This window comes from Mesorhizobium sp. M0701, assembly GCF_040320365.1.
GTDB lineage: Bacteria > Pseudomonadota > Alphaproteobacteria > Rhizobiales > Rhizobiaceae > Mesorhizobium.
Window position 1 is genome coordinate 14,996 of sequence record NZ_JAMYPO010000009.1, and the last position, 23,742, is coordinate 38,737.

25 protein-coding genes and 1 tRNA gene are annotated in these 23,742 nt (G+C 61.8%); 18 read left to right on the forward strand and 8 right to left on the reverse strand.

Annotation, left to right across the window (positions count from 1 at the left end):
- Positions 1–187: 187 nt before the first annotated feature.
- Entirely contained in the window at positions 188–1,099 is a 912-nt protein-coding gene (gene rpoH, locus NKI24_RS11255) for an RNA polymerase sigma factor RpoH (RefSeq protein WP_023678514.1), read from the reverse strand.
- Positions 1,100–1,286: 187 nt separating this feature from the next.
- The gene (locus tag NKI24_RS11260; RefSeq protein WP_352451133.1) at positions 1,287–2,327 is read right to left on the reverse strand and encodes an RluA family pseudouridine synthase; all 1,041 of its coding nucleotides are present in this window, start codon (positions 2,325–2,327) and stop codon (positions 1,287–1,289) included.
- Positions 2,328–2,353: 26 nt separating this feature from the next.
- On the opposite strand from NKI24_RS11260, the gene NKI24_RS11265 reads away from it, so the two are divergent.
- From NKI24_RS11265 to NKI24_RS11275, 3 genes are all read left to right on the forward strand, one after another.
- Positions 2,354–2,737: a hypothetical protein gene (locus NKI24_RS11265; protein ID WP_023678516.1), complete on the forward strand. Its 384-nt coding sequence runs from the start codon at positions 2,354–2,356 to the stop codon at positions 2,735–2,737.
- The gene (locus NKI24_RS11270) at positions 2,734–3,141 is read left to right on the forward strand and encodes a VOC family protein (protein ID WP_352745253.1); all 408 of its coding nucleotides are present in this window, start codon (positions 2,734–2,736) and stop codon (positions 3,139–3,141) included. Before NKI24_RS11265 ends, NKI24_RS11270 begins: the two co-directional genes overlap by 4 nt.
- A 90-nt stretch (positions 3,142–3,231) precedes the next feature.
- Positions 3,232–3,306, forward strand: a tRNA-Glu gene (locus NKI24_RS11275).
- 512 nt (positions 3,307–3,818) lie between these two features.
- Here NKI24_RS11275 and NKI24_RS11280 read toward each other — a convergent pair.
- A complete protein-coding gene (locus NKI24_RS11280) occupies positions 3,819–4,886 on the reverse strand; it encodes an adenylate/guanylate cyclase domain-containing protein (protein ID WP_031212146.1) in 1,068 nt (355 codons plus the stop codon).
- Positions 4,887–5,002: 116 nt separating this feature from the next.
- Here NKI24_RS11280 and NKI24_RS11285 point away from each other — a divergent pair, with 116 nt between their 5' ends.
- From NKI24_RS11285 to tolA, 4 genes are all read left to right on the forward strand, one after another.
- Positions 5,003–5,443, forward strand: coding sequence for an SRPBCC family protein (locus NKI24_RS11285; protein ID WP_023678521.1), 441 nt, complete (start codon positions 5,003–5,005; stop codon positions 5,441–5,443).
- A 418-nt stretch (positions 5,444–5,861) separates the two neighbouring features.
- A complete protein-coding gene (locus NKI24_RS11290; RefSeq protein WP_352619700.1) occupies positions 5,862–6,443 on the forward strand; it encodes a VOC family protein in 582 nt (193 codons plus the stop codon).
- A gap of 27 nt (positions 6,444–6,470) precedes the next feature.
- On the forward strand, positions 6,471–7,334 hold the full coding sequence (locus tag NKI24_RS11295; protein ID WP_352745257.1) for a glutathione S-transferase family protein: 864 nt from the start codon (positions 6,471–6,473) through the stop codon (positions 7,332–7,334).
- A 398-nt stretch (positions 7,335–7,732) separates the two neighbouring features.
- Positions 7,733–8,098 (forward strand): cell envelope integrity protein TolA, encoded by a 366-nt coding sequence (gene tolA, locus NKI24_RS11300; protein WP_352703757.1) that lies wholly within the window; start codon positions 7,733–7,735, stop codon positions 8,096–8,098.
- A 137-nt stretch (positions 8,099–8,235) separates the two neighbouring features.
- On the opposite strand, the gene NKI24_RS11305 is transcribed toward tolA, so the two are convergent.
- The gene (locus tag NKI24_RS11305; RefSeq protein WP_352451137.1) at positions 8,236–8,451 is read right to left on the reverse strand and encodes a hypothetical protein; all 216 of its coding nucleotides are present in this window, start codon (positions 8,449–8,451) and stop codon (positions 8,236–8,238) included.
- A 333-nt stretch (positions 8,452–8,784) separates the two neighbouring features.
- Here NKI24_RS11305 and NKI24_RS11310 point away from each other — a divergent pair, with 333 nt between their 5' ends.
- On the forward strand, positions 8,785–9,756 hold the full coding sequence (locus tag NKI24_RS11310; RefSeq protein WP_352745261.1) for a DUF2865 domain-containing protein: 972 nt from the start codon (positions 8,785–8,787) through the stop codon (positions 9,754–9,756).
- A gap of 83 nt (positions 9,757–9,839) precedes the next feature.
- Here NKI24_RS11310 and NKI24_RS11315 read toward each other — a convergent pair whose 3' ends face one another.
- Positions 9,840–10,193, reverse strand: coding sequence for a hypothetical protein (locus tag NKI24_RS11315; protein WP_352745264.1), 354 nt, complete (start codon positions 10,191–10,193; stop codon positions 9,840–9,842).
- 652 nt (positions 10,194–10,845) lie between these two features.
- Here NKI24_RS11315 and pstS point away from each other — a divergent pair.
- Genes pstS through phoB form a run of 6 tightly spaced genes read left to right on the forward strand, consistent with a single transcriptional unit; the run spans position 10,846 to position 16,057 of the window.
- Positions 10,846–11,907, forward strand: a complete 1,062-nt coding sequence (pstS, locus tag NKI24_RS11320) for a phosphate ABC transporter substrate-binding protein PstS (RefSeq protein ID WP_352451140.1) — start codon at positions 10,846–10,848, stop codon at positions 11,905–11,907.
- 59 nt (positions 11,908–11,966) lie between these two features.
- Positions 11,967–12,956, forward strand: a complete 990-nt coding sequence (gene pstC / locus NKI24_RS11325) for a phosphate ABC transporter permease subunit PstC (RefSeq protein ID WP_352634128.1) — start codon at positions 11,967–11,969, stop codon at positions 12,954–12,956.
- Between the two features lie 3 nt (positions 12,957–12,959).
- On the forward strand, positions 12,960–13,811 hold the full coding sequence (gene pstA, locus NKI24_RS11330; RefSeq protein ID WP_352677846.1) for a phosphate ABC transporter permease PstA: 852 nt from the start codon (positions 12,960–12,962) through the stop codon (positions 13,809–13,811).
- A complete protein-coding gene (gene pstB, locus NKI24_RS11335) occupies positions 13,808–14,611 on the forward strand; it encodes a phosphate ABC transporter ATP-binding protein PstB (protein WP_352451144.1) in 804 nt (267 codons plus the stop codon). The genes pstA and pstB overlap by 4 nt, the downstream gene beginning before the upstream one ends.
- Positions 14,612–14,643: 32 nt before the next feature.
- Positions 14,644–15,351 (forward strand): phosphate signaling complex protein PhoU, encoded by a 708-nt coding sequence (gene phoU / locus NKI24_RS11340; RefSeq protein WP_023678534.1) that lies wholly within the window; start codon positions 14,644–14,646, stop codon positions 15,349–15,351.
- A gap of 16 nt (positions 15,352–15,367) precedes the next feature.
- Positions 15,368–16,057 carry a phosphate regulon transcriptional regulator PhoB gene (gene phoB, locus NKI24_RS11345; protein WP_031212149.1) on the forward strand — a complete coding sequence of 230 codons (690 nt, stop codon included), beginning with the start codon at positions 15,368–15,370 and terminating at the stop codon, positions 16,055–16,057.
- A 9-nt stretch (positions 16,058–16,066) separates the two neighbouring features.
- On the opposite strand, the gene NKI24_RS11350 is transcribed toward phoB, so the two are convergent.
- On the reverse strand, positions 16,067–17,311 hold the full coding sequence (locus NKI24_RS11350; protein WP_352745269.1) for an ROK family protein: 1,245 nt from the start codon (positions 17,309–17,311) through the stop codon (positions 16,067–16,069).
- 286 nt (positions 17,312–17,597) lie between these two features.
- Between NKI24_RS11350 and xylF the strand changes: the two genes are divergently transcribed.
- From xylF to NKI24_RS11370, 4 genes are all read left to right on the forward strand, one after another.
- On the forward strand, positions 17,598–18,638 hold the full coding sequence (xylF, locus tag NKI24_RS11355) for a D-xylose ABC transporter substrate-binding protein (RefSeq protein WP_352451147.1): 1,041 nt from the start codon (positions 17,598–17,600) through the stop codon (positions 18,636–18,638).
- 142 nt (positions 18,639–18,780) lie between these two features.
- Positions 18,781–20,145 carry a sugar ABC transporter permease gene (locus NKI24_RS11360; protein WP_352745272.1) on the forward strand — a complete coding sequence of 455 codons (1,365 nt, stop codon included), beginning with the start codon at positions 18,781–18,783 and terminating at the stop codon, positions 20,143–20,145.
- Between the two features lie 77 nt (positions 20,146–20,222).
- Entirely contained in the window at positions 20,223–21,017 is a 795-nt protein-coding gene (locus NKI24_RS11365; RefSeq protein WP_352745275.1) for an ATP-binding cassette domain-containing protein, read from the forward strand.
- A gap of 129 nt (positions 21,018–21,146) precedes the next feature.
- Positions 21,147–22,769, forward strand: coding sequence for a CHASE domain-containing protein (locus tag NKI24_RS11370; RefSeq protein ID WP_352451149.1), 1,623 nt, complete (start codon positions 21,147–21,149; stop codon positions 22,767–22,769).
- A gap of 98 nt (positions 22,770–22,867) precedes the next feature.
- On the opposite strand, the gene NKI24_RS11375 is transcribed toward NKI24_RS11370, so the two are convergent.
- On the reverse strand, positions 22,868–23,113 hold the full coding sequence (locus NKI24_RS11375) for a YMGG-like glycine zipper-containing protein (protein WP_006328050.1): 246 nt from the start codon (positions 23,111–23,113) through the stop codon (positions 22,868–22,870).
- A gap of 344 nt (positions 23,114–23,457) precedes the next feature.
- Complete coding sequence (locus NKI24_RS11380) at positions 23,458–23,628, reverse strand: hypothetical protein (RefSeq protein ID WP_352745279.1); 171 nt, start codon at positions 23,626–23,628, stop codon at positions 23,458–23,460.
- Positions 23,629–23,742: the final 114 nt, after the last annotated feature.

The window sequence follows — 23,742 nt, forward strand, 5'->3', positions numbered from 1 at the left end:
CGCCGCGGAACCGGCAACCCGCTAATGCATGTCGCGCAAAAGTGTGCAGCGGTTTTGCGATAACGACATGCACAAAAACAAGACTCTAAAGCGCGTCGCACAAGGCCGGCCGAACGCGACGCGCTTTAGAAAAAAACGGCGGCGCCAGTTACCTGACGCCGCCGTTATTTGTTTCTACCGGAAGGCCTTACGCCGCCGGCTGCGCCTCGATGGTGCGCAGCGCCTGCGTCTGGCGCTTGGCTGCGGCCTTGACCGCGTCCTGCACCTTCTCGAAGGCGCGCACCTCGATCTGGCGCACGCGCTCGCGGCTGATATCGAACTCGGCCGACAGCTCTTCAAGCGTCAACGGCTCATCGGCGAGGCGGCGCGCCTCGAAGATGCGGCGTTCGCGGTCGTTGAGCACGGCAAGAGCGCCCGACAGCATGCCGCGCCGGTTTTCCAACTCGTCCTGCTCGATCAGCATCTCTTCCTGGCTTTCGTGGTCGTCGACCAGCCAGTCCTGCCATTCGCCGGACTCGCCTTCACTGGCCCGGATGGGCGCATTGAGCGAGGCGTCGCCCGACAGACGACGGTTCATCGACACGACTTCCGCTTCCGAGACGTTCAGCCGGGTGGCAATCTCGGTGATCTGATCGGGCTTCAAATCGCCTTCGTCGAGCGCCTGGATCTTGCCCTTCACCTTGCGCAGGTTGAAGAACAGGCGCTTCTGGTTGGCGGTGGTGCCCATCTTGACCAGGCTCCACGAGCGCAGGATGTATTCCTGGATCGAGGCCTTGATCCACCACATCGCATAGGTGGCGAGACGGAAACCGCGCTCCGGTTCGAATTTCTTGACGGCCTGCATCAGGCCGACATTGCCTTCCGAGATCACCTCACCGATCGGCAGGCCATAGCCGCGATAGCCCATGGCGATCTTGGCGACGAGCCGAAGGTGGCTGGTGACGAGCTTGTGCGCAGCCGTGGTGTCCTCATGCTCGGCATAGCGCTTGGCGAGCATGTACTCTTCCTGCGGCTGAAGCATCGGAAAGCGGCGGATTTCTTCCAGGTAGCGGCTGAGACCGCCTTCGCCGGAAACGATACTGGGTAATGACTGGGCCATGATAGCGCCCCCTCTCTATTGGAGTGATGCCCCCGAAACGCGGCGGGCATGTGGCGCGAATGCCAAAGGCACATTCGCACCAACCGACATATATAGGAACAAAACCAGAAAGACAGGCATTTGTTCAACACGAAACAGTGTGTCACGTTGAAGTGAACAGCGCCGGTCAGGTTTTCAGGTGGTTGGTTCAGAGCTTGCGGAAGCCGTCGACGAGTTCCTCCATGTCCCACGGTATCGGTGCTTCGAACCTCATCGTTAGATGGGTATCCGGATGCCGAAATGCAAGGAGGCGGGCGTGCAAAGCTTGTCGCGGAAACGTTTTTACCTTGCTTCTTAGCGGCTCGGGCAACCGATTGGCCTTGGTGCGGAAAGCCTGGCCGTATTCGGGGTCGCCAATCACCGGATGGCCGATATGGGCCATGTGGACGCGTATCTGGTGAGTGCGACCGGTTTCCAGCCGGCATTCGACCAGGCTCGCCGTGGCGAATTCCTGCTGCTGCTCGCCAAAGCGCTCAACGACGGTGAAATGCGTGACGGCGTGGCGCGCATCGTCGCGGCCTTGCGGCACCACGGCGCGGCGTACCCGGTCGGCGGCGCGGCCGAGCGGCGCGTCGACCGTCCCGGTCGGCCTTGCCGGTATGCCCCAGACCAACGCCAGATACGCGCGCTCGAGATCGCCGGTCAGGCCGTGGTCGGCAAAGGCCTCCGACAACGCCTTGTGGGCGCGATCGGTCTTGGCGACGACCATGACGCCACTGGTCTCCTTGTCGAGGCGGTGGACGATGCCCGGCCGTCTCACCCCGCCGATGCCCGACAGGCTGTCGCCGCAATGATGGATCAGCGCGTTGACCAGCGTGCCGGTCCAGTTGCCGGCGCCGGGATGCACGACCAGCCCGGCCGGCTTGTTGATGACGATCAACTCGCTGTCCTCGTAGAGGACGTCCAGCGCAATATCTTCGCCTTGCGGCGCCGCCGGTTCCGGCTCCGGCACGTCGACCGACACGCTGTCACCTTGTGCCATCTTGCGCTTCGTTTCGTCGACCTGCCTGCCGCCGATCCTGACCGCGCCCTGCTTTATCAGCATCTGTACCCGGCTGCGCGACATGTCGGGGCCGAGCCTAGCCGCCAGCCATTGGTCGAGCCGCTGGCCGGCCGCATCGGCGCCCGCCTCCAGCACGATCGGTCCGGCCCCTATTAATTGTCTGACCTCTTCGTTATGAGCGCTCATCGAAAACAGTTCCGGAATCTGCTGCCATGGCCCGGCCGCTTGCCGACGAAGACGAGGAAAAGCCGCTCGACCCCGAGGTCGAAAAGGTGCGGAGGAAGCTCGTCCGCTTCGTCGCCATCAATCTCGGCCTGCTGTTCCTCGCCCTTATGGTGGTGATAGCAGCACTTGTCTACAAAGCGCGCAACGCGCCGCCTGCCGCCCCTCCGCTAAGCAGCGACATCCAGGTGCCGATCGGCGAAACGGTCAACGGCGACATCGTGCTGCCGGTCGGCGCCAGGGTGATCAGCCAATCGCTGTCCGGCAATCACCTGTCGATCGACGCCGAGCTGCCCGACGGCAGCCGCGCCATCTTCGTTTATGACATCACCGAGCGCCGCATCGTCGGGCGTTTTTCGATCAGGAACAAATGACCGGTTTTGCCGAACACCGCAGCATTGCCACGGTCGCGCTTGTCGTCGCAAATTATGACGAGGCGATCTCGTGGTATGTCGACCGGCTGGGTTTTGTCCTCACCGAAGATGTCGATCTCGGCGGCGGCAAACGCTGGGTCACGATCACGCCGGGCAACGGGCAGGGCGCGCGGCTGCTTCTCGCCGAGGCATCCGGCGATGCGCAAAAGCACGCCGTCGGCAACCAGACCGGCGGGCGGGTCTTTTTGTTCCTCGAAACCGACGGTTTTGCCCGTGACCATGCGTTGATGCTCGAAAAGGGCGTCGAATTCCGCGAGGCGCCCCGGCACGAGACCTATGGCACTGTGGCGGTTTTCGCCGATCTCTATGGAAATCTCTGGGACCTGATCGAGCCAAAACGCTAGGCTTGCAGCGGATATTTCACCGGCGCGATCGGCAGCCGTAAGCCTAGTTGCTTTTTCCCAGCCGTCAGCCTATATCGCCGGTTCTTGAACGCGCCCATCGTCTAGCGGTCAGGACACCGCCCTCTCACGGCGGGAACAGGGGTTCGATTCCCCTTGGGCGTACCAAGTCTCTCCAAGCTCTCGGCAAACCATCAATCCGATCCATCGCCTTGAGTCGCGGCGGGTTTGGCTCATTGCCGCTTCTGGCGCAGCGGAGCCGATTGCATTAGCATTGCATCGTGGGTCTTGAGGCACAGCGTTAGCGGCGCGCAGAACGTCGCGCTGAACAGGGCAGTCGATGCCACGCGGGGAGGAGCCAGATACAGAAACTACAATCGCAAGGCGTCCATCACGCTGGTCGGCACTGCCTGGAGCCGACCTGAGCTACAGCTGCCGGCGGCGGATCGTTTTGGCGAGCTCGGCGAAGGCGCCTCTCCCTCGAAGGGTGGATGCCGGGAAGGCCCTTAGCACCGGCCAGCGAAGCTGCGCGCGACGCGCATGGCTGGGCTCTAAACGCGCCATACTTTAGTTGCAGTATCGTAGCTTCTTTGCCGTTCGAATTTCTCTCGGTCATGGCTTCGCACGATACCAAGATATGCTGCGAACGACACATCCACGGCGGGGCTCAACCATTCGATCTATTCCGGCAAGCCGAAAAGTGTTTGCGCGCCTGCTATTCCTCCGAGCGGATGACTGCCCATGGCGATCATCCGCTCGGTAGTTTCTGCCTCGAACACTGTCGACGCGAGCACCGTCCGTCCCAACGGCTTGCACAGCCCTTCGATGCGGCTGACAAGATTTACAGCCTTGCCGATCGCGGTGAAGTCCAACCTGCCGGCAGTGCCGATATTCCCCCAGAGTATCTCGCCGACATGCAGGCCAATGCCATATCCGAGCTCAGGGCCGCCATTGCGGCGCCGAGTTTGGTTGAGATGATCTATCCCGGCGCGCGTGGCCTTCACGGCGCGTACCGCAGCGTCACATGCGGCATTTGCATCGCGCTCGCCAATCGGGAAAATCGCGAGGACGCCATCACCTATAAACTTGAGAACCTCACCACCAAATGCGTGCACCGCGCCGGCGACGCAATCGAACCAGGCATCAAGTACCAATACGATCTCGTCTGCATCATGAACCTCGGATAGATCGGTGAAACCTCGAAGGTCCGCGCACAGAAGCGCAGCCCGTATCGTCTCTCCCTTTAATCGACGAGAATGACCGTTGAGCACATGTGCTGCACTGCGCTTTCCCAAATATGCTTCGAGCAATGCGCGTTTCGCGGACCGTTCTGCGAGTGCGGTCATCGGAGCCGCAGCAAACCGGGAGATTTGCCGCAGCAGCTCTGACTGCGCCTCATCCGGAGTATGATCGAACGCCCACACCAAAGTCGGTGCGACACCGCCCGCTCGCTCGTCGAACACGATCGCCCGCGTTGTGCCAAGCCACTCCCGCAGCACGAGCCGGGGATCGGCATTCTGGCGGTCGGCGCCTATCCCCAAACCCTCGACCACTTCACCCCCAGACGCTCGCCAGAGCCAGATACGGCGTGAAATGATTGGGTCGGGAGCATCCTGCGCCAGCGCGCCGGCGATGATCGGCAAGCCGTCTTCCAGCAAATGCGTTGAGAGCTGCAATAGAAGTCGCCCACCGTCGCCAATATGCGCGGCGTCGTCCAGAAGGAATGAAAGCGACTTTGCGAGAAGCATCGGTAGAAGGTCACTCGGCTCCGGCTTATGCTTACGCCTCGAACATCTTCTTGCAACTCCCCATATTCGCTTCAATCATGCACGGCATTCGATGCGGATGTGACCTGGAGTGAGCGATGGCGGAATCGGTTTACACAGAAATTGAGGTCGCCGCGCCACAAGCGACCGTGTTCGCGCTTTTGACGGATCCGGACCAGATCGTGCGATGGATCGGGACCGAAGCGAATTTGGATGCATCGCCGGGCGGTCTGTTCCTCGTCAATGTCGGTGGTCGCCATATGGCGCGCGGTGAGTTCACCGAGGTGATCCCGGTCCACCGTCTTGCCTACAGTTTTGGCTGGGAAGACAACGAGACAGTGCCGCCCGGCTCCAGCCATGTCGAGATCGACCTGATCGCGAGGGATGCGGGGACACTGATCCGCTTCACGCACAGCGGACTGCCGAACGCAAAGGAGCGTGACAGCCACCGAAGGGGATGGGAGCACTACCTCTCAAGGCTGAAGATCACTGCCGATGGGGGACATGTCGATCCCGATGTGCCGATGAAGAATATGTGATTTTCATCTAAGGGCCACGGATGCCCGTAATCCGAACCAGGCGCGGCATGCGTCAACGAGGCCCCTTTGACCTGCCGTCGCCAAACCGGCCGCTCGGGAAACCCAGCGACCTGCGGGCCGCCGCACCATTACAGCTGCCGGCGACGGATCGTTTCAGCGAGCTCGGCGAAGGCGTCCGCGATCCCGGTGCCGCTCTTGGCGCCTGCGTGGAGTTCTTGAAACTCAGCGCTTCTGGCGCAACGTCTCGGATTGAATTAGCATCCGTTCATCAAAGCTCCGGCCGCACTCCTGCAGGATGCGGAATGCGGAGCGCAGGCGAGCGAGGCCGGGCGCGGTCACATGCCGGGCGCCGATCCAAGCGCGACTGGGCATCCGAACTTCCGTTCGGCGGCAAGACGGCGTGGCCGGGAGGAGTCAGATGCAAAAACTACAATCGCAAGGCGTCCATCACATCACGCTGGTCGGCGCCGGACGTCAGACCTCGATCGATTTCTGGGAGGGCGTGCTCGGCATGCCTTTCATCTTCGAGCAGCCCAACCTCGACAAGCCAAGCGAAAGCCATCTCTATTTCGATCCGGGCGACGGCCGGCTGATCACCGTCTTCACCGACGAGAGCCGCACGCCGGTCAAGCGGCGCACGCCGACCGATACGGGCTGCGTCCATCACATCGCTTTCGCGGTGTCGCGCGTCACCTTCTTGCAGGCGGTCGCCCGGCTCAACGAGCGTGAAATCAAGCACAGCGGCGTCAAGGATCGCGGTTTCATGGATTCGATCTACTTCGAGGATCCGCTCGGCCTGCTAATCGAGCTCGCCTCCTACCGTTTCGAGCCGCCGGCGGGCTTCACCCATGCCGACGTGCTGATGCAGGCGCACAAGATCCGCGTCGCGCGCGGCGATTACAACATCGCCGAAGTGCACCTTGCCGATGCGATCCAGGCGCTTGTCGAGCACTTGCGCGCAACCTTGTCGGAGGATCGCGCACCGAAAAATCCATACTGACGACACGCCAAACAAAGGGAGGACATAATGGCAAAGACAGCAACGAAGAGTGCGAAAAAGCCCGCCGCCAAGGCAGCCAAACCAGGAGCGAAGCCGGCGGCCAAAGCCGCCGCCAAGTCAGCGGCGAAAGTGGCAAAGCCGGCGACGAAGGTCTCCGGCAAAAAGCCCGCGAAGGTCAAGGCGAAGCCTGCGAAAAAGCCGGCGCTCACGCTCAGCATGCTGAAGCCCAGCGTCAACAATATGAGCGTTCGGGTGTTTGCACGCGCCGCCGGGCTCGATCATTCCGAAACCGACGTTTGGGGCCTCACGCGCTCGCCCGAATATATGGCGCGAAACCCGGCCCATCTTACGCCGATGATCGAGGACAAGGGCCTGCCGAGAGGTGTCTTGTGGGAAAGCTGCGCCATCATGCAGTATCTCGCCAACAAGCACGGGCTGGAGAAATTATATCCCAAGGCGCCGGCCAAGCGGGCAATGATCGACAGCGCCATGTTCTACCTGATCGGCACGCTCTACCCCTATGTGGCGCGCGCCACATATCCTGTACTGAATTTCCCGCAATATGCCGGCGAGGTCGGCCACAGCGACGCTCATCCCGACAAGAAGTCGGAAGCCCAGAAGGCCGCTATAGAAGCGATAGCCGAGCCGCTGGAGGTGTTTCACAGCTTCTTCAGGAACGGCAAGCCGTTCATCGGCGGCAAGAACCCGTCGATCGCCGACATCCGTTTGGCGGCGACGCTCGAGTTCCTCGCCGTCATCGACTACGCGCTGCCCCAATGGGCAAAAGACTATATGGCGGCGATCGAGAAGAAGCTCGGCAAGGCCTATGCCGACCCGGCCGCCGACGTGCGCGGCTATATCGCCTATGTGCGGTCGCAGGCCAACGCCTGAGGCACAAGCCAATAGCGGTCGTCCGCACGTCTGCAGGAGCCGGTAATGAACTGGGGATTTTCTTAATCTCCCCTGTTTGCACGATGTGGGGAGCTTAAGGTTTCGTTAACCTAAACCCTTTCTACTGAATCCACCTCCAGCCCGCGACCACGGATGTACTGGCGCGGATGGAAAGCAAAGGTCGGCTGCGCGCCGGCCTTTTGCTTATTTCAGCCCCTGTCGAAGTTGCGCCAGACGGCGTTTCACGACGCCTGCATGGCTGATGAAACGCGTCGCCGCCATCTTGTCATCGCCGCTGTCGGCCCTACCATCGAAGTTCGTCCCGTCCTCGAGGGCGGTTCAAGGACAGAGGCCCTGCCATGAAAAGCATTGCTGGAATGATGGTGATTGCAGGCGCCATGCTGGTGGGCGCAACCGGTCAATCGAATGCAGCGACGCTCAACACCATGCCCGAGGTCGGGGCTGCCATCCAGGCGTGCTGGACCCCTCCGGCGAATGCCGGGAATTCCACCGTCACCCTGAGCTTCAGCTTCAGGCGCGATGGCACGCTGATCGGCCGGCCCAAGCCGACCGCCATCCGCGTCGCCGGCGAGGAGAAGACGCGCCAAGCTTTTGTCGACGCGGCGGTCGCGGCCGTGGACCATTGCCTGCCGTTGAGCTTTTCACCGGCGCTGGCTCAAGGCATCCCGGGCAAGGTGTTCACTCTGCAATTCAACTCGCCCAAACAAGAACAGGTTGCACCGCGAGTGAAGGCTTCGCCTTGATCTTTTCCGACAACCGGATTCCACTTTTCGGGACCTAATGCATGTCGCGCAAAAGTGTGCAGCGGTTTTGCGACAACGACATGCATTAGACAAGAACCTAAGCGCGTCGCATGAGGCCCGGTCGACCGCGATGCGCTTTAGTGGCGCCTTCGTCTCGCCTCGACATGTCGCGCCAGTTCCGGCATCTCGAAGACATAGTCGCTCCAGGCCGATTCCGGTATCTGGCCGGCAAGATAGCACTCCAGCAAAAGCCCCTGCTCGTGGTCGAGTGGCCTCGGTGCGCGTTCATGGTCCAACCCAAGTGAATGGAACAGATTCCTGGTCAGGTCCGCGACAGTGAAGTGGATCGACATTTGCGGTCTCCTCCTTTGGCCGCTCAACGCCGATCCCAGGGCTAAGGTTTCAGCAACGGCCGGCCGGTAACGCCGGATTGATCGCGATGCCGAACCCGCCGCGCGTATCAAACTTCGCCGTGGCGGGCGTCCGCCGGCGTTGCTGCCGGTTCGTCTCAATCTTGAAATAAAAATGTAATATTGAATTTACACGAGTGGATCTAATACACTAGAGCTAAAGTCTCTGGTGGCGGTTTGATCTACTTCAATTAGGAAAGACTGATTTAGCTAGTACTTATCCATAGTCGACAAAGAAATCCTGTTCTCGGTGCAACAAGGATAATGGTCGTTCCAGTGACACGCTTCTGGCCCCTCACGGTTCTGATGCTGGTGTCGGCAATAGCCGTTGCGCTCGGCACATCCTTCTCCTACGCGGATAGCTGCGGTGCCATCAGGAGCCAATTGCTTTCGGCGGGGCGCAGCGGCGGGACCAGCCCCGAGCTTGCCCAACTGCGCCGGCAACTCGCCGCGATTCAAAAGCTTGAGAGACAACGCAGATGCACGGCGAAAACGGCCGGCTTCTTCTTCAATCCCTGCGCCGACCTGGTCAGCAGCAAGGCGGAGGTGCAACGGCAGATCGCCAGACTGTCGAATTCGAGCAGGGACACGTCCAGATTGAAGGCCAGGTTTGTCGCGCTGGGCTGCGCCGCCCCCGCTGCCAAGAAACAGCCGGCGCAGCAACGCACGGCACCCAAGGCCCAGTCCGCAGGCACAACAATTGGCGGCAATCGGATGCTGTTTTGCGTTCGCTTGTCGGACGGATATTTCTTCCCCGCGCCAAAATCGCAGTTCGCCAAGGGCGACGATCTGAAGGAAACGGTCGATCAGTGTCGCTACATCTGCGACGATGCCGGCGTCGACCTCTATACGCTGAGCGACGCCACTCGCGAGACCGAGGAGATGGTCGCGCTCGAGTCGGGAAAACCCTATGTGGAGCTACCTGCCGCGTTCCGGTACCGCGACGACGCGAACTTCAATGCCTGCGACGTCAAGCGCTATTACCGGCGCGTCGCCGAGCTCAGGGCACGAACCGTGACACCGGCCAACATGAGCAACGCCATCATTCCGTTGCCGACGGCAAAGCCGGATCTTGGCGTCGTCGCGGAAATTCCTGAATCCGGGATCGAAACTGCCGGTGCCGCTCTCGCAGGGGCAAAAACGCCGGTTTTCGAGGTGCCAGGGATTGCCCAGCATCAGTCGATCGAGAAAGCGATCGGCGCGCGGCCGGTGAGAGTGGTCGGGCCGGCCTTTTTCCCGGCGGACTGACCAGGGCGGGCGATGTTCCGAGACGGCTGGCCGGATAGCCGCTTCAAGGCCTGGAGCCGTACGCATCGACGGACGTCGGCTGGTTATTCGCAGACCATGCGGGCCCGTTTGCCGGGCTCGCTGACATTCTTGCAAGTTAGCGGCTTCGTCGGCTCCGGCGACAGCATGGGCGGGTTGTTGGTGATCCTCCTCCGAGGCGTTGCAACGGAAGCCGCGCTCCTGCGCACCGCCGGCCTTTTCGGCGTTTGCGGCGCCACTGGAAAGACGTCGGTCTCCAGTTGCGACTGTTCGGCTTGCGCCTGCGGCGAAGGCCTGTCCCAGAAACGGCGAACATCGAGCGGCTTGGGAATGATGACGGTGCCGTCATTGCTGCGCGCGCAGCCGCTTCCCAGAGGCAGCGCCAGGCACAGGAAGACAGGCAGAATCCGTCGAGACATCAGCAATACCCCTGCAAGCTTATAACGCTGCTTCGGCCTAACCGACAACCGGCGGAATAGGGCGAAGGGAGTAGATACCGTGAAGTAGAGTCGTCGCACTTCCAGTCGAAGGCGTTGCTCGAAGATCGAGCGCCGGGTCGGGCGCGGATGGAGGTCCAGCGCGAGTTAGAACCTTGCGATTCGTCAACGCTTCCAGCGTAAGGCCATGGTGCGATCGCACCATACCAAAGCTGCGCTCAGTGGCGACAATGGGATATTCGAAGTTCCGCTCCTCCAGTTACGGGCGGGAGCAGCGACCGCCGGCAAGAAACAGGGTCAGATTTACCCCAACGGACCTGTTTCGGCGATGGCGCGGCCATGACACGTTCTGGCTGCATGCAACGCGCTCCCGTCCGGCTTTTTTCTTTTAAAGCCGGTGGCTACGATCGCCGAGCAGACGATGCCGGCCGGAATTCACGCAAGCTGCTGATTCCAGCGGCAAACCGCGGCCCATGCCGACAAAGCCCGCGGCCGCTCCTTCTTAACCCGGCTGGGCGCCGTTACCGGAGCGACATGAAACTGTCATGCGACTGTAATAATCGGGGGCTATTGGCCTCAGCGGGCGCCGGAGGAATGGCGCCGAGAGACCATATTCCGAACAGGAGCAGGCCACATGAGACATTTCATCCGCTCGGCGGCCGTTGCGATTGCAATGGCTGCGGCGACGACCACCCTCACCCTGTCCGCCGCGCTCGCCGCGGACATCTCCGGCGCCGGCGCCACCTTCCCCTACCCGATCTATGCGAAGTGGGCCGACACCTACAAGAAAGACACCGGCGTTGGCCTTAACTACCAGTCGATCGGTTCCGGCGGCGGCATCAAGCAGATCAAAGCCAAGACCGTTACCTTCGGCGCTTCGGATGCGCCGCTCAAGGGCGACGAGCTTGAAGCGACCGGACTGGCTCAGTTCCCGATGGTGATGGGCGGCATCGTTCCCGTCGTCAATCTCGAAGGCATCAAGCCGGGCGAGTTGGTTCTCGACGGCCCGACGCTGGCCGACATCTTCCTCGGCAAGATCACGAGCTGGGATGACGAAGCGATCAAGAAGCTTAATCCGGACGTCAAGCTGCCTTCGCAGGCGATCGCGGTCGTTCACCGTTCCGATGGTTCGGGCACGACGTTCAACTTCACCTATTACCTCGGCGACGTCAGCGCGGACTGGAAAGAAAAGGTCGGCGTCGACAAGGCCGTGGAATGGCCGGTCGGCATCGGCGCCAAGGGCAATGAGGGCGTTGCCAACAACGTTTCCCAGACCGGCGGCGCGATCGGTTATGTCGAATATGCCTACGCCAAGCAGAACAAGCTCACCCACACCGATATGATCAACAAGGACGGCAAGAAGGTCGAGCCCGCCGCGGCGGCGTTCTCGGCGGCAGCGGCCAATGCCGACTGGAGCTCGCAGCCGGGCTATGGCGTCATCCTCGCCAACGAGCCGGGCGCCGAGTCCTGGCCGATGACGGCGGCAACGTGGATCCTGCTCTACAAGAAGCCGGATGATGCCGCGACCACCGGCGAAGCGCTCAAATTCTTCGCCTGGGCATACGACAAGGGCGACGAGATGGCCGGCGAACTGGACTACGTTCCGATGCCCGACAAGGTGGTTGAGAGCGTCAAGGCCATGTGGGCCAAGGAAGTCGTCGGCGACGACGGCAAGCCGCTCTACTCGGCTATGTAATCTCCTCCAGGGAGGGCGTCGATGGCGCCCTCCCTGTTGCCTTTAATCGCGAGGACCCAATGACCATCGCTTCCGATGCCATGCCATCATCTGCAGCAGCCCGGGCCAGGGAAGCTACGGTGCGGCGCTTCGCGCTCACAGATGCCATATTCCGCGGACTTACCCGCGCTTCCGCAATTCTTGTGCTGGTCATCCTCGGCGGTGTCGCGATCTCGCTGTTTGCCGGCTCATGGCAGGCGCTGTCGTCGTTCGGTTTTTCTTTCCTGACGACTGAGAGCTGGAATCCTGTTACGGAAAAATTTGGCGCACTGGCGCCGATCTACGGCACGCTGGTGACGGCGGCCATTGCCATCCTGATCGCGGTTCCGATCGGCATCGGCATTGCAATCTTTCTCACCGAGCTCTGCCCGCGCCCGCTCAGGCGCCCGATCGGCATAGCGGTCGAGCTGTTGGCCGGCATTCCTTCGATCATCTACGGCATCTGGGGCCTGTTCGTGTTCGCGCCATTCCTGCAGACGACGATACAGCCCTTCATCATCAACATCTTCCATGGCGTGCCGGGACTATCCAGCCTTTTCGCCGGCCCTCCTTACGGCATCGGCCTTCTGACCTCGGCGCTGATCCTCGCCATCATGGTGCTGCCCTTCATCACCTCGATCACCAAGGACGTCTTCGATACGGTGCCGGCGGTGCTGAAGGAATCGGCCTATGGCATCGGTTGCACGACCTGGGAAGTGACCCGGCGCGTGGTCATTCCCTATACCCGCATCGGCATCATGGGCGGCGTCATGCTTGGCCTCGGCAGGGCACTCGGCGAGACCATGGCGGTGACCTTCGTCATCGGCAACGCCCACCGCATCAGTGCCTCCCTGTTCGCGCCGGGCACGACGATCTCGGCGACCATCGCCAATGAATTCACCGAGGCCGACGGCGACCTCTACACCTCCTCGCTGGTTTCGCTTGGCCTGATCCTCTTCGTCATCACCTTCCTGATCCTTGCCGCCGCCCGCTATATGCTGATGCGGATCGACGCCCGTACGGGAGCCTGACCGATGTCGACATCCTCATCGCTCCACAGCCGCCGCAAAGCCAGGAATTCGGTGATGATGGCGCTTTGCGTCGTCGCCGCCGGCATCGGGCTTGCCTGGCTGGCGCTCATCCTCGGCGCACTGGTCTATAAGGGCACAGCCGGGCTTTCGTTCGCGGTCTTCACCGAGATGACACCACCACCGGGCGAGGCCGGCGGCCTGCTCAATGCCATCGCGGGCAGCCTGCTGATGACGATCATCGCCGTTGTCGTCGGCACGCCGATCGGCGTGCTGGCGGGAACCTACATGGCCGAGTATGGACGCTTTTCGCGCATCACCACCGTCGTCCGCTTCATCAACGACATCCTGTTGTCGGCGCCGTCGATCATCATCGGCTTGTTTGTCTATGAGCTGATGGTGCGGCCAATGGGACATTTCTCGGCCATTGCCGGCGCAGTTGCGCTTGCCATCCTGGTCATTCCGGTGGTCGTGCGCACCACTGAAGACATGCTCAGCCTAGTGCCGAACGCGTTGCGTGAAGCCGGTGCCGCGATCGGCGCGCCACGCTGGGTGGTGATCCGTTCGGTCGCCTACCGCGCCGCATTGTCCGGCATCGTCACCGGCATATTGCTGGCGATAGCACGCATTTCCGGCGAGACGGCGCCGCTGCTCTTCACCGCGCTCAACAACCAGTTCTGGAGCAGCAATATCAACGCGCCGATGGCCAGCCTGCCGGTGACCATCTTCCAGTTCGCTCTCAGCCCTTACGAGGAATGGCAGCAACTGGCGTGGACCGGCGCACTCATAATCACCCTGACGGTTCTGGGCTTGAGCATCCTCGCCCGCAGCCTTACCGGACGCAGAGAGGACAGATGACACAGATGTTGTCCCCAGACATGACGATGGCCGAAACGGTAGCCGAGAAGACGAAGATCGAGGTCAAGAACCTCAACTTCTACTACGGCCAGAGCAAGGCGCTGAAGGACATCAGCCTGTCGCTGCCCGAGCGCAGCGTCACGGCCTTCATCGGCCCTTCGGGTTGCGGGAAATCGACGCTGCTGCGTGTGTTCAACCGCATCTATGAGCTCTACCCAAAACAGACGGCCGAGGGCCAGGTGCTGCTCGACGGCAAGAACATTCTCGACCGGTCGCAGGATCTCAACCTCCTCAGGACCAAGATCGGCATGGTGTTCCAGAAGCCGACGCCGTTCCCGATGTCGATCTACGAGAACATCGCCTTCGGCGTCAGGCTCTACGAGAACCTCGGCAAGTCCGAGATGGACGGCCGCGTCGAACAGGCGTTGAAGCGCGCCGCGCTGTGGAGCGAGGTCAAGGACAAGCTCAACGCCAGCGGCTTGAGCCTGTCCGGCGGCCAGCAGCAGCGGCTCTGTATCGCCCGCACGGTGGCGGTGAAGCCGGAAGTCATTCTGCTCGACGAACCGGCTTCGGCCCTCGACCCGTTGTCGACCGCCAAGATCGAGGAACTGATCGACGAGTTGCAAGCCGACTACACGATCGTCATCGTCACCCACAACATGCAGCAGGCGGCGCGCGTGTCGCGCCAGACCGCCTTCATGTATCTGGGTGAGCTGGTCGAGTTCGACCGGACCGAGAAGATCTTCACGTCGCCCCGCGAGAAGCGCACGCAGGACTACATCACTGGCCGCTTCGGCTGAGCCGTTCCGATCATGCATATGAGGACAGGACCATGGGCGAACACACAGTCGCTTCTTTCGACGAGGATCTCGAGCAGATCAGCAAGCTGATCCGCGACATGGCCGACCTCGCCGGTTCGATGGTCGGCGGGGCGACCAAGGCCCTGTTGAATTCCGACAACGTGCTGGCGCAACGCGTCGTTTCCGACGACGCCATCATGGATGCGCGTCAACGCGAACTGGACGACCGCGCCATCACCCTCATCGCCAAACGCCAGCCGATGGCCCACGATCTTCGCCATGTGGTCGGAGCGATCCGCATGGCGGGCGACCTCGAACGCATCGGCGACCTTGCCAAGAATATCGCCAAGCGCGTGAGTGCGGTCGGCCTCAGCGCCACGCCGCGGGACCTGTCGCATTCCATCGACGCGATGGCGCAACTGGTTCTCATCCAGGTGCAGGGTGTCATCGAGGAATATGCTGCAGGCGATGCGGCCGCGTTGGCCAAGCTGCGTGCCGCCGACGAGCGCATCGACGTCAAATACACGTCCGTGTTCCGCGAGCTCTTGACCTACATGATGGAAGATCCGCGCAACATCACCGCTTGCACGCACCTGCTGTTCTGCGCCAAGAATCTGGAGCGGATCGGCGACCATGTCACCAACATCGCCGAAAATGCGTATTATGTGCTGACCGGCGAGCAATTGCCGGTCAATCGTCCGAAGCAGGACGAAACGACAATGTCCGCACCGGTGACATGATGGGGGTGCCCAGCCGATGATCGCACCACGCATAATGGTGGTGGAGGACGAGGAGCCGTTGGGTGTGCTGCTCCGCTACAATCTCGAATCCGAAGGCTACCAGGTCGAGGTGGTGACACGCGGCGACGAAGCCGAGATCCGTTTGCAGGAGAATGTGCCCGACCTTTTGGTGCTCGACTGGATGATACCAGCGGTTTCCGGCATCGAGCTCTGTCGTCGGTTGCGGGTGCGCCCCGAAACCGAGCGGCTGCCGATCATCATGCTGACCGCGCGCGGCGAGGAGAGCGACCGGGTGCGCGGTCTTTCGACCGGCGCCGACGACTATCTGGTCAAACCGTTTTCGACACCAGAATTCATGGCCAGGGTCAAGGCGCTGCTACGGCGCGCCAAGCCGGAAGTGCTGTCCAGCGTGCTGAAGGTCGGCGACATCGTGCTCGATCGCGAATCGCACAGGGTCTATCGCAAGAAGAGCGAAATCAGGCTCGGGCCGACCGAATTCCGGCTGCTCGAGTTCATGATGCGGCATCCGGGCCGTGTCTTCTCGCGCAGCCAGTTACTCGATAATGTCTGGGGCGAGACAATCTACATCGACGAACGCACCGTCGACGTGCATGTCGGGCGGCTGCGCAAAGCCGTCAACAACGGCCGGATGCCGGATGTCATCCGCACCATCCGCGGTGCCGGCTATGCGATCAGGGAAGATTGACCCGCCTGGTCATGCTACGTTCTTTCTGACGCTGGGCCTCATTTGCGCGCCCGGCGCGAAAATCTCCTGGTCGACGAAGCTTAACGCCCGCATCGCGCAGCCTTCGCGGATCAGCGGCAATTCGTTCGGCTCTGTATCGAAGGAGATCGAGCCTGAATGCTGGCCGCCGGCGGTCTGGGCGATTGCCTTCCGCAAGGCCGGCTCGATCAGATCGAAGGCGGCGGCACTGGCGCCGACCATCGCGACCGGTGCCGGATCGATCAGCGCGAACAGCGAGCCGAGACCGAAACCCAGCGCTTCGCCGGCCTTGCGGTAGGCCTCGCGTTCCGGCCCATCTTTCTCGCGCGCCCGGGCCGCCAGTGCTCGCATGTCGGCGTCGCTGACGTCGGCGACCGGTTCGCTGTCTTCGCTCATCTGCCTGGCGTTGCGCCAGATGGCGTAGTTGCCGGCATACGCCTCGATGCAGCCGCGCCGCCCGCAACGGCAGAGCGCGCCGCCCGGACGATGGATCATTTGGCCAAATTCGCCGCCCGAGGAATGCGTCCCGGTGAACAGTTCGCCCTTCAGCACCAGCCCCATGCCGATGCCATGCGAAAGCAGGATGGCGATGAAGTCGTCGCGATAGCGATCCGGATTGCGCCAGCGCAAAGCCACCGCCATCATGTTGCAGTCGTTCTCCACCGTTGCCGGGATGCCGAATTCGCCCTCCAGCATGTCGGCAAAGGCGATGTCGGTCTGCGGCGTGATCGGCGACCACAGCATGGCGCGTGCAGGGGAGTCGGTAATGCCCTGAATCGCCAGGGCGATGCGGGCGACACTGCGGACGTCAAGGTCTGGATCCTGCAGCCGGCGCCGGACGATGGCCATGCATTCACGGATCAGCTCGTCGCGCGGCATGGTCAGCGTGTCCAGCCGGCGCTGTTCCTCGGCGACCACCTGTCCCGTATAGTCGATAATGGCGGCCGACAGGAAATTCAGCGACAACACCACGGTCAGCACCGCCGCCGCTTCCGGATTGAGGGCGAGGCCGACCTGCGGACGACCGCGTTTCAACGAAACGGGCTCACTTGCCTTGCTCTCGGCGAGGATGCCTTCCCGTATCAGGTCGGAAGAGATCGCCGATATGGTCGAATGACTGAGGCCGGTGGTAGCTGCGATCTCAGTACGCGATGGCTGGCCGGCCCGGCGCACCGCCGAGATCACCATCGCCCGGTTGCGCCGGCGCAAATCGTCATGGCGGATTCCGACCGACATTGTTTTGCTTTCCTCCCGGTTGCCGCGGCCGCTCATGAACCGGAAGCCGTCGGTAATGTCCGACAAATAGTGTCGGATGCAGGCAAATAGTGTCAGATGCAGGTGGCGCTGTCATCGTTTATTCCGACGCTCGAAAAAACTCGCAGAGTCATCAAAATCCATCAGAATCGATGTTGACAGCAGCCGGAGATCGGGCCAGTATTTTTTCGAGGCTCGAAAAAATTAGAGCTTCTAAGCTGGTCTTTGAGCCAATTGGTCACGCCGTACGCGGCGCAGGGAGGATATGATGAAGAAATTCACGACCGCCATTCTGGCGGGTGTCGCCATGACGCTGGCGCTGGCGTCGGTGGCGCAGGCTAAAGACAAGGTCATCGGCGTTTCCTGGTCGAACTTCCAGGAAGAGCGCTGGAAGACCGACGAGGCCGCAATGAAGGCGGCCATCGAGGCCGCAGGCGACAAGTATATTTCCGCCGACGCACAGTCCAACCCCGGCAAGCAGCTCACCGACGTCGAGAGCCTGATCTCGCAGGGCGCCAACGCACTGATCATCCTGGCGCAGGACGCCTCGGCCATCGGGCCGGCCGTGCAGAAGGCACTGGACGAAGGCATCCCGGTCGTCGGCTATGACCGGCTGATCGAGAACAAGGACGTGTTCTATCTGACCTTCGACAACAAGGAAGTCGGCCGCATGCAGGCCCGCGAAGTCTTCAAGGTGAAGCCGGAAGGCAACTACGTCTTCATCAAGGGTTCGGGTTCCGATCCGAATGCCGATTTCCTGTTTGCCGGTTCGATGGAGGTGCTGAAGGAGGCCATCGACGGCGGCAAGATCAAGAATGTCGGCGAGGCCTATACGGACGGCTGGCTGCCGGCCAACGCTCAGAAGAACATGGAACAGTTCCTGACCGCCAACGACAACAAGGTCGATGCCGTGGTCGCCGCTAATGACGGCACTGCCGGCGGCGTCGTCGCCGCGCTGACGGCGCAAGGGCTGGCCGGATCGGTTCCGGTTTCGGGCCAGGACGGCGACCACGCCGCGCTGAACCGCATCGCGCTCGGCACACAGACCGTGTCGGTGTGGAAGGATGCGCGCGAGCTCGGCAAGAATGCCGCCGAGATCGCCTCGCAACTGGCCGACGGCAAGCAGATGACCGACATTGCCGGCGTGAAGGATTTCACCACGCCCGGCGGCAATACCGTCAAGTCGCTGTTCCTGACCCCGGTCGCCATCACCAAGGACAACCTCAACGTCGTCATCGACGCCGGCTGGATCAAGAAAGAAGAGGTCTGCGCCGGCGTGACGGCTGGCACTGTTCCAGTCTGCAACTGAGCCGACGATTCCGAGAAGTCCGAACGCCGCGGCCGCTCGCCGCGGCGTTTTTTCAACAAGAGTTGTTTTTCCGCTTCCGGCGGATAACTTCTAGGCTGCTTCCGGCATCCGCGGCAGACGGCAACCCGGCGGGAGAAACATCATGACCGACACGACGTCCAACACGCCGGTCGACAACACGGCAGACCGGGCACGGGAATCCGAGCTCGGCATCGTTGCCCGATTTCTCAAGGCAACCGAACTCGACACGCGCATGCTCGGCATGGTCGGCGCGCTGCTGGTCATCTGGGTCGGCCTGCATGTCATTTCTAGCGTACGGCTCGGCGTCAATCCGTTCGACTTCGACAGCCGGACCTTCCTGACGCCACGCAATCTCTGGAACCTGTCGGTGCAGACTTCGGCCGTGGCCATAATGGCCGCCGGAATGGTGCTGGTTATCGTCATGCGCAATATCGACCTGTCGGTCGGCTCCGCCGAAGGCCTGATCGGCGTGGTCATGGGTTTTGCGCAGGTGCATTTCCTGGTGCGAATGGTCGGTCTGCAATTAGGCAACCCCTGGATCTGGATCCTGGCACTGGCCATCGGCCTGGCGCTTGGCCTTCTGATCGGAGCGTTCCAGGGATACATCATCGCTTATCTCGAGGTGCCGGCCTTCATCGTGACGCTGGGCGGCCTTCTGGTCTGGCGGGGTGCCGCATGGTGGGTCGTCAGTGGGCAGACGATTGCGCCGCTGGATGCCACTTTCCAGCTGATGGGCGGCGGACCGACGGGTTCGATCGGCGCGCGATGGAGCTGGATCGTCGGAATTGTCGCGTGCCTGGCGGTTGTGTTCATGCTGCTCAACGGGCGGGTGCAGCGCAAGCGGTTCCGCTTCCCGTTACGCCCGATCTGGGCCGAGACGTTCCTCGGGGCCGTCACTTGCCTTGTCATCATGGGCGCCATATGGCTTGCCAATTCCTATCCTTGGCCGGTCGGCATCGTGAACAGATATGCGGCGGCCAACAATATAACCGTTCCCGAAGGCGGGCTGTTCATCGCCCATGGCATCGCCATACCCGTGCTGATGGCTGTAGCCGTAGGGCTGATCATGACCTTCATCGCCAAGCGTACCCGTTTCGGCCGCTATGTCTTCGCCATCGGCGGCAATCCGGAAGCAGCCAACCTTGCCGGTATCAACACGCGCTGGGTGACCATGAAGGTGTTCATGATCATGGGCGTGCTGGCGACGATCGCCGCAGCGATCTCGTCAGCCAGGCAGAACTCGTCGACCAATGCGCTGGGCACGCTGGACGAGCTCCTGGTCATCGCGGCGGCGGTGATCGGCGGCACGTCGCTCGCCGGCGGCTCCGGCACAGTGCTCGGCGCCATGCTCGGCGCGCTTTTGATGCAGTCGCTGCAGTCCGGCATGGTGCTGCTCGGCATCGATTCGCCGCTGCAGAGCATCGTTGTCGGAGCCGTGCTGGTGGTCGCGGTGTGGCTCGATACCGTCTATCGCAAACGGGTCTGAGCATGATCCCGCAAGGTGGAAACCGGTTTTCGTACAACTTGGTGCTCAAGCAGGACCTCTAGGGAGGAAGGACGAGCATGGCAGACAAAACCGCTCCCACGCCGCTGATCGACATGCGCAACATCTCCATCGCTTTCGGCGGCATTCGCGCCGTCGACGATGCCTCTGTCGACCTTTTCCCGGGCGAGGTGATGGCTTTGCTCGGTCACAACGGTGCCGGCAAATCGACGTTGACAAAAATCCTGTCCGGCGCCTACAAGCGCGATGCGGGCCAGATTTTCGTCAACGGCGAGGAGGCTTCGATCTCCAATCCCCGCGACGCCAAGAAGTACGGCATCGAGACGATCTACCAGACGCTGGCGCTGGCCGACAATGTCGATGCGGCCGCCAACCTGTTTCTCGGCCGCGAGCTGATGACCGGCTGGGGTACGCTCGACGACGTCGCCATGGAGGCCGAGGCGCGCAAGGTGATGGGCAGGCTCAATCCGCGTTTCCAACGCTTCAAGGAGCCGGTGGTAAAGCTTTCGGGCGGCCAGCGGCAGTCGGTGGCGATCGCCCGCGCCATCCTGTTCAATGCTCGCATCCTGATCATGGACGAGCCGACGGCGGCACTCGGGCCGCAAGAGACGGCGCAGGTCGGCGAACTGGTCAGGCAGCTCAAGGCCGACGGCATCGGCATCTTCCTGATCAGCCATGATATTCACGACGTGTTCGAGCTTGCCGACCGTGTCTGCGTCATGAAGAACGGTCGGGTTGTCGGAACGGCGCGCACAACCGACGTCACCCAGGACGAGGTGCTCGGCATGATCATCCTCGGCAAGTGTCCACCCGGCGCCATTCCGGGGCCGGGCGCGCTGAAGATCGCCGCATGAACGAGAATTAGCCGGCTAATCACAAGCCGCCAAAATGTGCCAGCCGTCACCATGCTTTGGCCTCGCCATTGTGTTGGCGTCGGGACTTGCCCATAAAGATGCCGAACCGTCCACGGGACGTATCAGCAATTGAAGAAGCTTTTTCCGACCGTCGCTTTTATCGCCGTCGCGCTGATCAGCCTGACGATGGCGGGTTTTGCCTATTTTGCCACCCAGGAGGCGGCCCGCATTAAATTCGAGGCGACGGCAGACGACGCGCTTAACCGGATCGAAAGCCGCATCGACCTGGACCTGTCGCTGTTGCGTTCGACCCGGGCGCTGTTCGACGCACGCAATGGCGGTATCTCGCAGGGCGAGTTCAAGGCTTTCTTCAACGCGATCGACATCGACAATAATTTCGCCGGCCTGCGCGGCATCGGTTTCCTCCGCCTGGCGAAAACTGGCAACGAGGCGGCGGTCGAGCGCGACATCCTGCACGATCACGGCGCAAGCCATCCGATCTATCCCGACACGAACTTACCGTGGCGTACGCCCATCGTGCTGTTCGAACCACTGGATCCGTCCAACAAATCCAGCATCGGCTACGACATGTTCACCGGGCCGGCGCGGCGCGAGGCGATCGAAAAGGCGATGGCCGACGACCAGCAGCACGCCAGCGGGCTCGTGCAGTTCGGCAAGGATACGGGTGCCGCGCAGACCTTTACCGGGTTCCTCGTCTTCGTCCGGCTCAATGTCGAAACCGCGCCGGACGCCGTGAACGCGACGAGATCCTCGACTGCCGGCTTCCTTTATGCGGCCTTCCGCGCCCGTGATCTGTTCCAGGCTGCGCTCAGCCGGGCACCATTGCTGCCGGTCAACACCGAGATCTATGACGGCACGGTGGACAGCGACAACCTGCTGTTCCAATCGGAAACGCCGCCTGTTTCGAGCCTCGGCGACAGGCTGCTGGTCACCCGCAAGATCACCGTCGCCGGCCGGCCGTGGGTCGTCCTGTTCAGGCCGACAAGTGCTTTCTCGCAACCTTCCTCGCGCGCCATCCCGGTGATGCTCGGATTGTTCGGACTGCTGCTTGCGGGCGCCATCGCGCTGGTGGCCCGCTATCAGGAGCGGGCCTATGAGGCGGTCTCGCTGCTTCACGAAACGACCGAAAAGAGCCTGCTGGAAAAAGACCTGATGCTGCAGGAGATGAAGCATCGCATCAAGAACTCGATCACGCGGGTGCTGGCAATCGCGCGCCAGACAGCATCGCACACCACCGACGTCCAGGAATTCTCGGCTTCTTTCTCGGCCCGGCTGCAGGCGATGGCGGCTTCCCAGGACATGCTGACGCGCTCACGCTGGCAGAAAGCCGATCTCGGCGACCTGCTGCGCATCGAGCTAGGCCAGGTGTTCGGCAGCGAGCTTCCTGAAGGGCTACTGTCGGGACCGCAGGTCCTTCTCGATGAAAAGACGACGCAGGCACTCGGCCTCGTCTTTCACGAACTGGCGACGAATGCGCTGAAGCATGGCGAAGCCGGCAATTCAGTCGGTGCGCTGAAGGTCGACTGGTCGCTCGAAGCCCGTAGCGGCACCCGGACATTGGCTCTCAACTGGCGCGAGGCCGGTCAGAAGAAGCTCGAGACACCGGCAAAGAGCGGTTTTGGCACCAGATTGATCGATCTCAACGTCACGCGCGAATTGCGTGGCACAATCAGGCGCGATTTTCGCGAAGATGGCTTGAACGTGGAAATCAGGGTTCCGCTGCCGGCCTGAAACGCCGTCTCGTGGGCCGCATCGCAACAGCGCTTTAAAGAGCAAACGCGGAGACAGGTGGCCTGCCTCCGCGTTTGCTGTTCGCCTGGAGCTCGAAACTAGTTGCAGCGAGCTGTGTAAATCCGGCCGTGACGATCTCTGTATTGGCAGTAGCCATTTTGCAGACGGCGAACGAGCAGACCGCCAATCGCACCGGCGCCGGCGCCGATCAAAGCGCCCTTGCCGCCGCCGACAGCGCCACCAATGAGCGCGCCGCCCACAGTGCCGATACCCACGTTCTCTTCCGTGGTGGTGCAGCCGCTGACCGCAACCACGGCAACCATGGCAATAATCATCTTCCGCATGGAGTCATCCTCACTTTGTCCTCACTTTAATAAGCTCCAGCCGCCATTTAGCATGAAAGTGCGGCCTTTGCCCGCACGATTTCATTGTTGATTAAGATAGTCTTTTTCGGGGCGTGCGCCGTTCGATGCTACCACGAACCCGGAAATCTCCAAGGACGCATCGAGCGTGCCGCTGGGACGCACTTCCAGACGATCCCGTCATGGTCGTCCTCGAGCGCCGGATCGACGGCAAGGCATCTGGCGACGACATGTTGGGCCTGGCCTTGCAGGTCGGTGACCGCGAACGGGCACGGCCGAGCACTCGGGCAGTGGTTTCAAAGCGATCAAGCAGAGGCGAGTTCGATTCAGATCAGTTGGGACGCGGCGGTCAGGACGATCGCGGCCATAAGCGCGACGGCGGCGAAGCGGAGGGGCGAAGCACGAGGCGCGGGCGCTGCGGACGCGTCGGGATCCTGAAAACCGCCCATCGAGACGCGAGCGGCCTGTTCCAGTCTGTTCAAGTCGGCAGCCGACAAGGCCCATTCCTTTCATTTTGTGCCAAACTCAATCGATGTCCGGTGGATCGGCACGTTCGCACAGGATCGGACTTTATGGTGAACAGTCGGTTAAAGTCGGCGGTGCGCTACAAG

Bases quoted from the DNA above. Each gene is read 5' to 3' on its own strand.
- rpoH (WP_023678514.1), bottom strand. From the start codon at position 1,099: ATGGCCCAGTCATTACCCAGTATCGTTTCCGGCGAAGGCGGTCTCAGC.
- NKI24_RS11260 (WP_352451133.1), bottom strand. From the start codon at position 2,327: ATGAGCGCTCATAACGAAGAGGTCAGACAATTAATAGGGGCCGGACCG.
- NKI24_RS11265 (WP_023678516.1), top strand. From the start codon at position 2,354: ATGGCCCGGCCGCTTGCCGACGAAGACGAGGAAAAGCCGCTCGACCCC.
- NKI24_RS11270 (WP_352745253.1), top strand. From the start codon at position 2,734: ATGACCGGTTTTGCCGAACACCGCAGCATTGCCACGGTCGCGCTTGTC.
- NKI24_RS11280 (WP_031212146.1), bottom strand. From the start codon at position 4,886: ATGCTTCTCGCAAAGTCGCTTTCATTCCTTCTGGACGACGCCGCGCAT.
- NKI24_RS11285 (WP_023678521.1), top strand. From the start codon at position 5,003: ATGGCGGAATCGGTTTACACAGAAATTGAGGTCGCCGCGCCACAAGCG.
- NKI24_RS11290 (WP_352619700.1), top strand. From the start codon at position 5,862: ATGCAAAAACTACAATCGCAAGGCGTCCATCACATCACGCTGGTCGGC.
- NKI24_RS11295 (WP_352745257.1), top strand. From the start codon at position 6,471: ATGGCAAAGACAGCAACGAAGAGTGCGAAAAAGCCCGCCGCCAAGGCA.
- tolA (WP_352703757.1), top strand. From the start codon at position 7,733: ATGCTGGTGGGCGCAACCGGTCAATCGAATGCAGCGACGCTCAACACC.
- NKI24_RS11305 (WP_352451137.1), bottom strand. From the start codon at position 8,451: ATGTCGATCCACTTCACTGTCGCGGACCTGACCAGGAATCTGTTCCAT.
- NKI24_RS11315 (WP_352745264.1), bottom strand. From the start codon at position 10,193: ATGTCTCGACGGATTCTGCCTGTCTTCCTGTGCCTGGCGCTGCCTCTG.
- pstS (WP_352451140.1), top strand. From the start codon at position 10,846: ATGAGACATTTCATCCGCTCGGCGGCCGTTGCGATTGCAATGGCTGCG.
- pstC (WP_352634128.1), top strand. From the start codon at position 11,967: ATGACCATCGCTTCCGATGCCATGCCATCATCTGCAGCAGCCCGGGCC.
- pstA (WP_352677846.1), top strand. From the start codon at position 12,960: ATGTCGACATCCTCATCGCTCCACAGCCGCCGCAAAGCCAGGAATTCG.
- pstB (WP_352451144.1), top strand. From the start codon at position 13,808: ATGACACAGATGTTGTCCCCAGACATGACGATGGCCGAAACGGTAGCC.
- phoU (WP_023678534.1), top strand. From the start codon at position 14,644: ATGGGCGAACACACAGTCGCTTCTTTCGACGAGGATCTCGAGCAGATC.
- phoB (WP_031212149.1), top strand. From the start codon at position 15,368: ATGATCGCACCACGCATAATGGTGGTGGAGGACGAGGAGCCGTTGGGT.
- NKI24_RS11350 (WP_352745269.1), bottom strand. From the start codon at position 17,311: ATGTCGGTCGGAATCCGCCATGACGATTTGCGCCGGCGCAACCGGGCG.
- xylF (WP_352451147.1), top strand. From the start codon at position 17,598: ATGAAGAAATTCACGACCGCCATTCTGGCGGGTGTCGCCATGACGCTG.
- NKI24_RS11360 (WP_352745272.1), top strand. From the start codon at position 18,781: ATGACCGACACGACGTCCAACACGCCGGTCGACAACACGGCAGACCGG.
- NKI24_RS11365 (WP_352745275.1), top strand. From the start codon at position 20,223: ATGGCAGACAAAACCGCTCCCACGCCGCTGATCGACATGCGCAACATC.
- NKI24_RS11375 (WP_006328050.1), bottom strand. From the start codon at position 23,113: ATGCGGAAGATGATTATTGCCATGGTTGCCGTGGTTGCGGTCAGCGGC.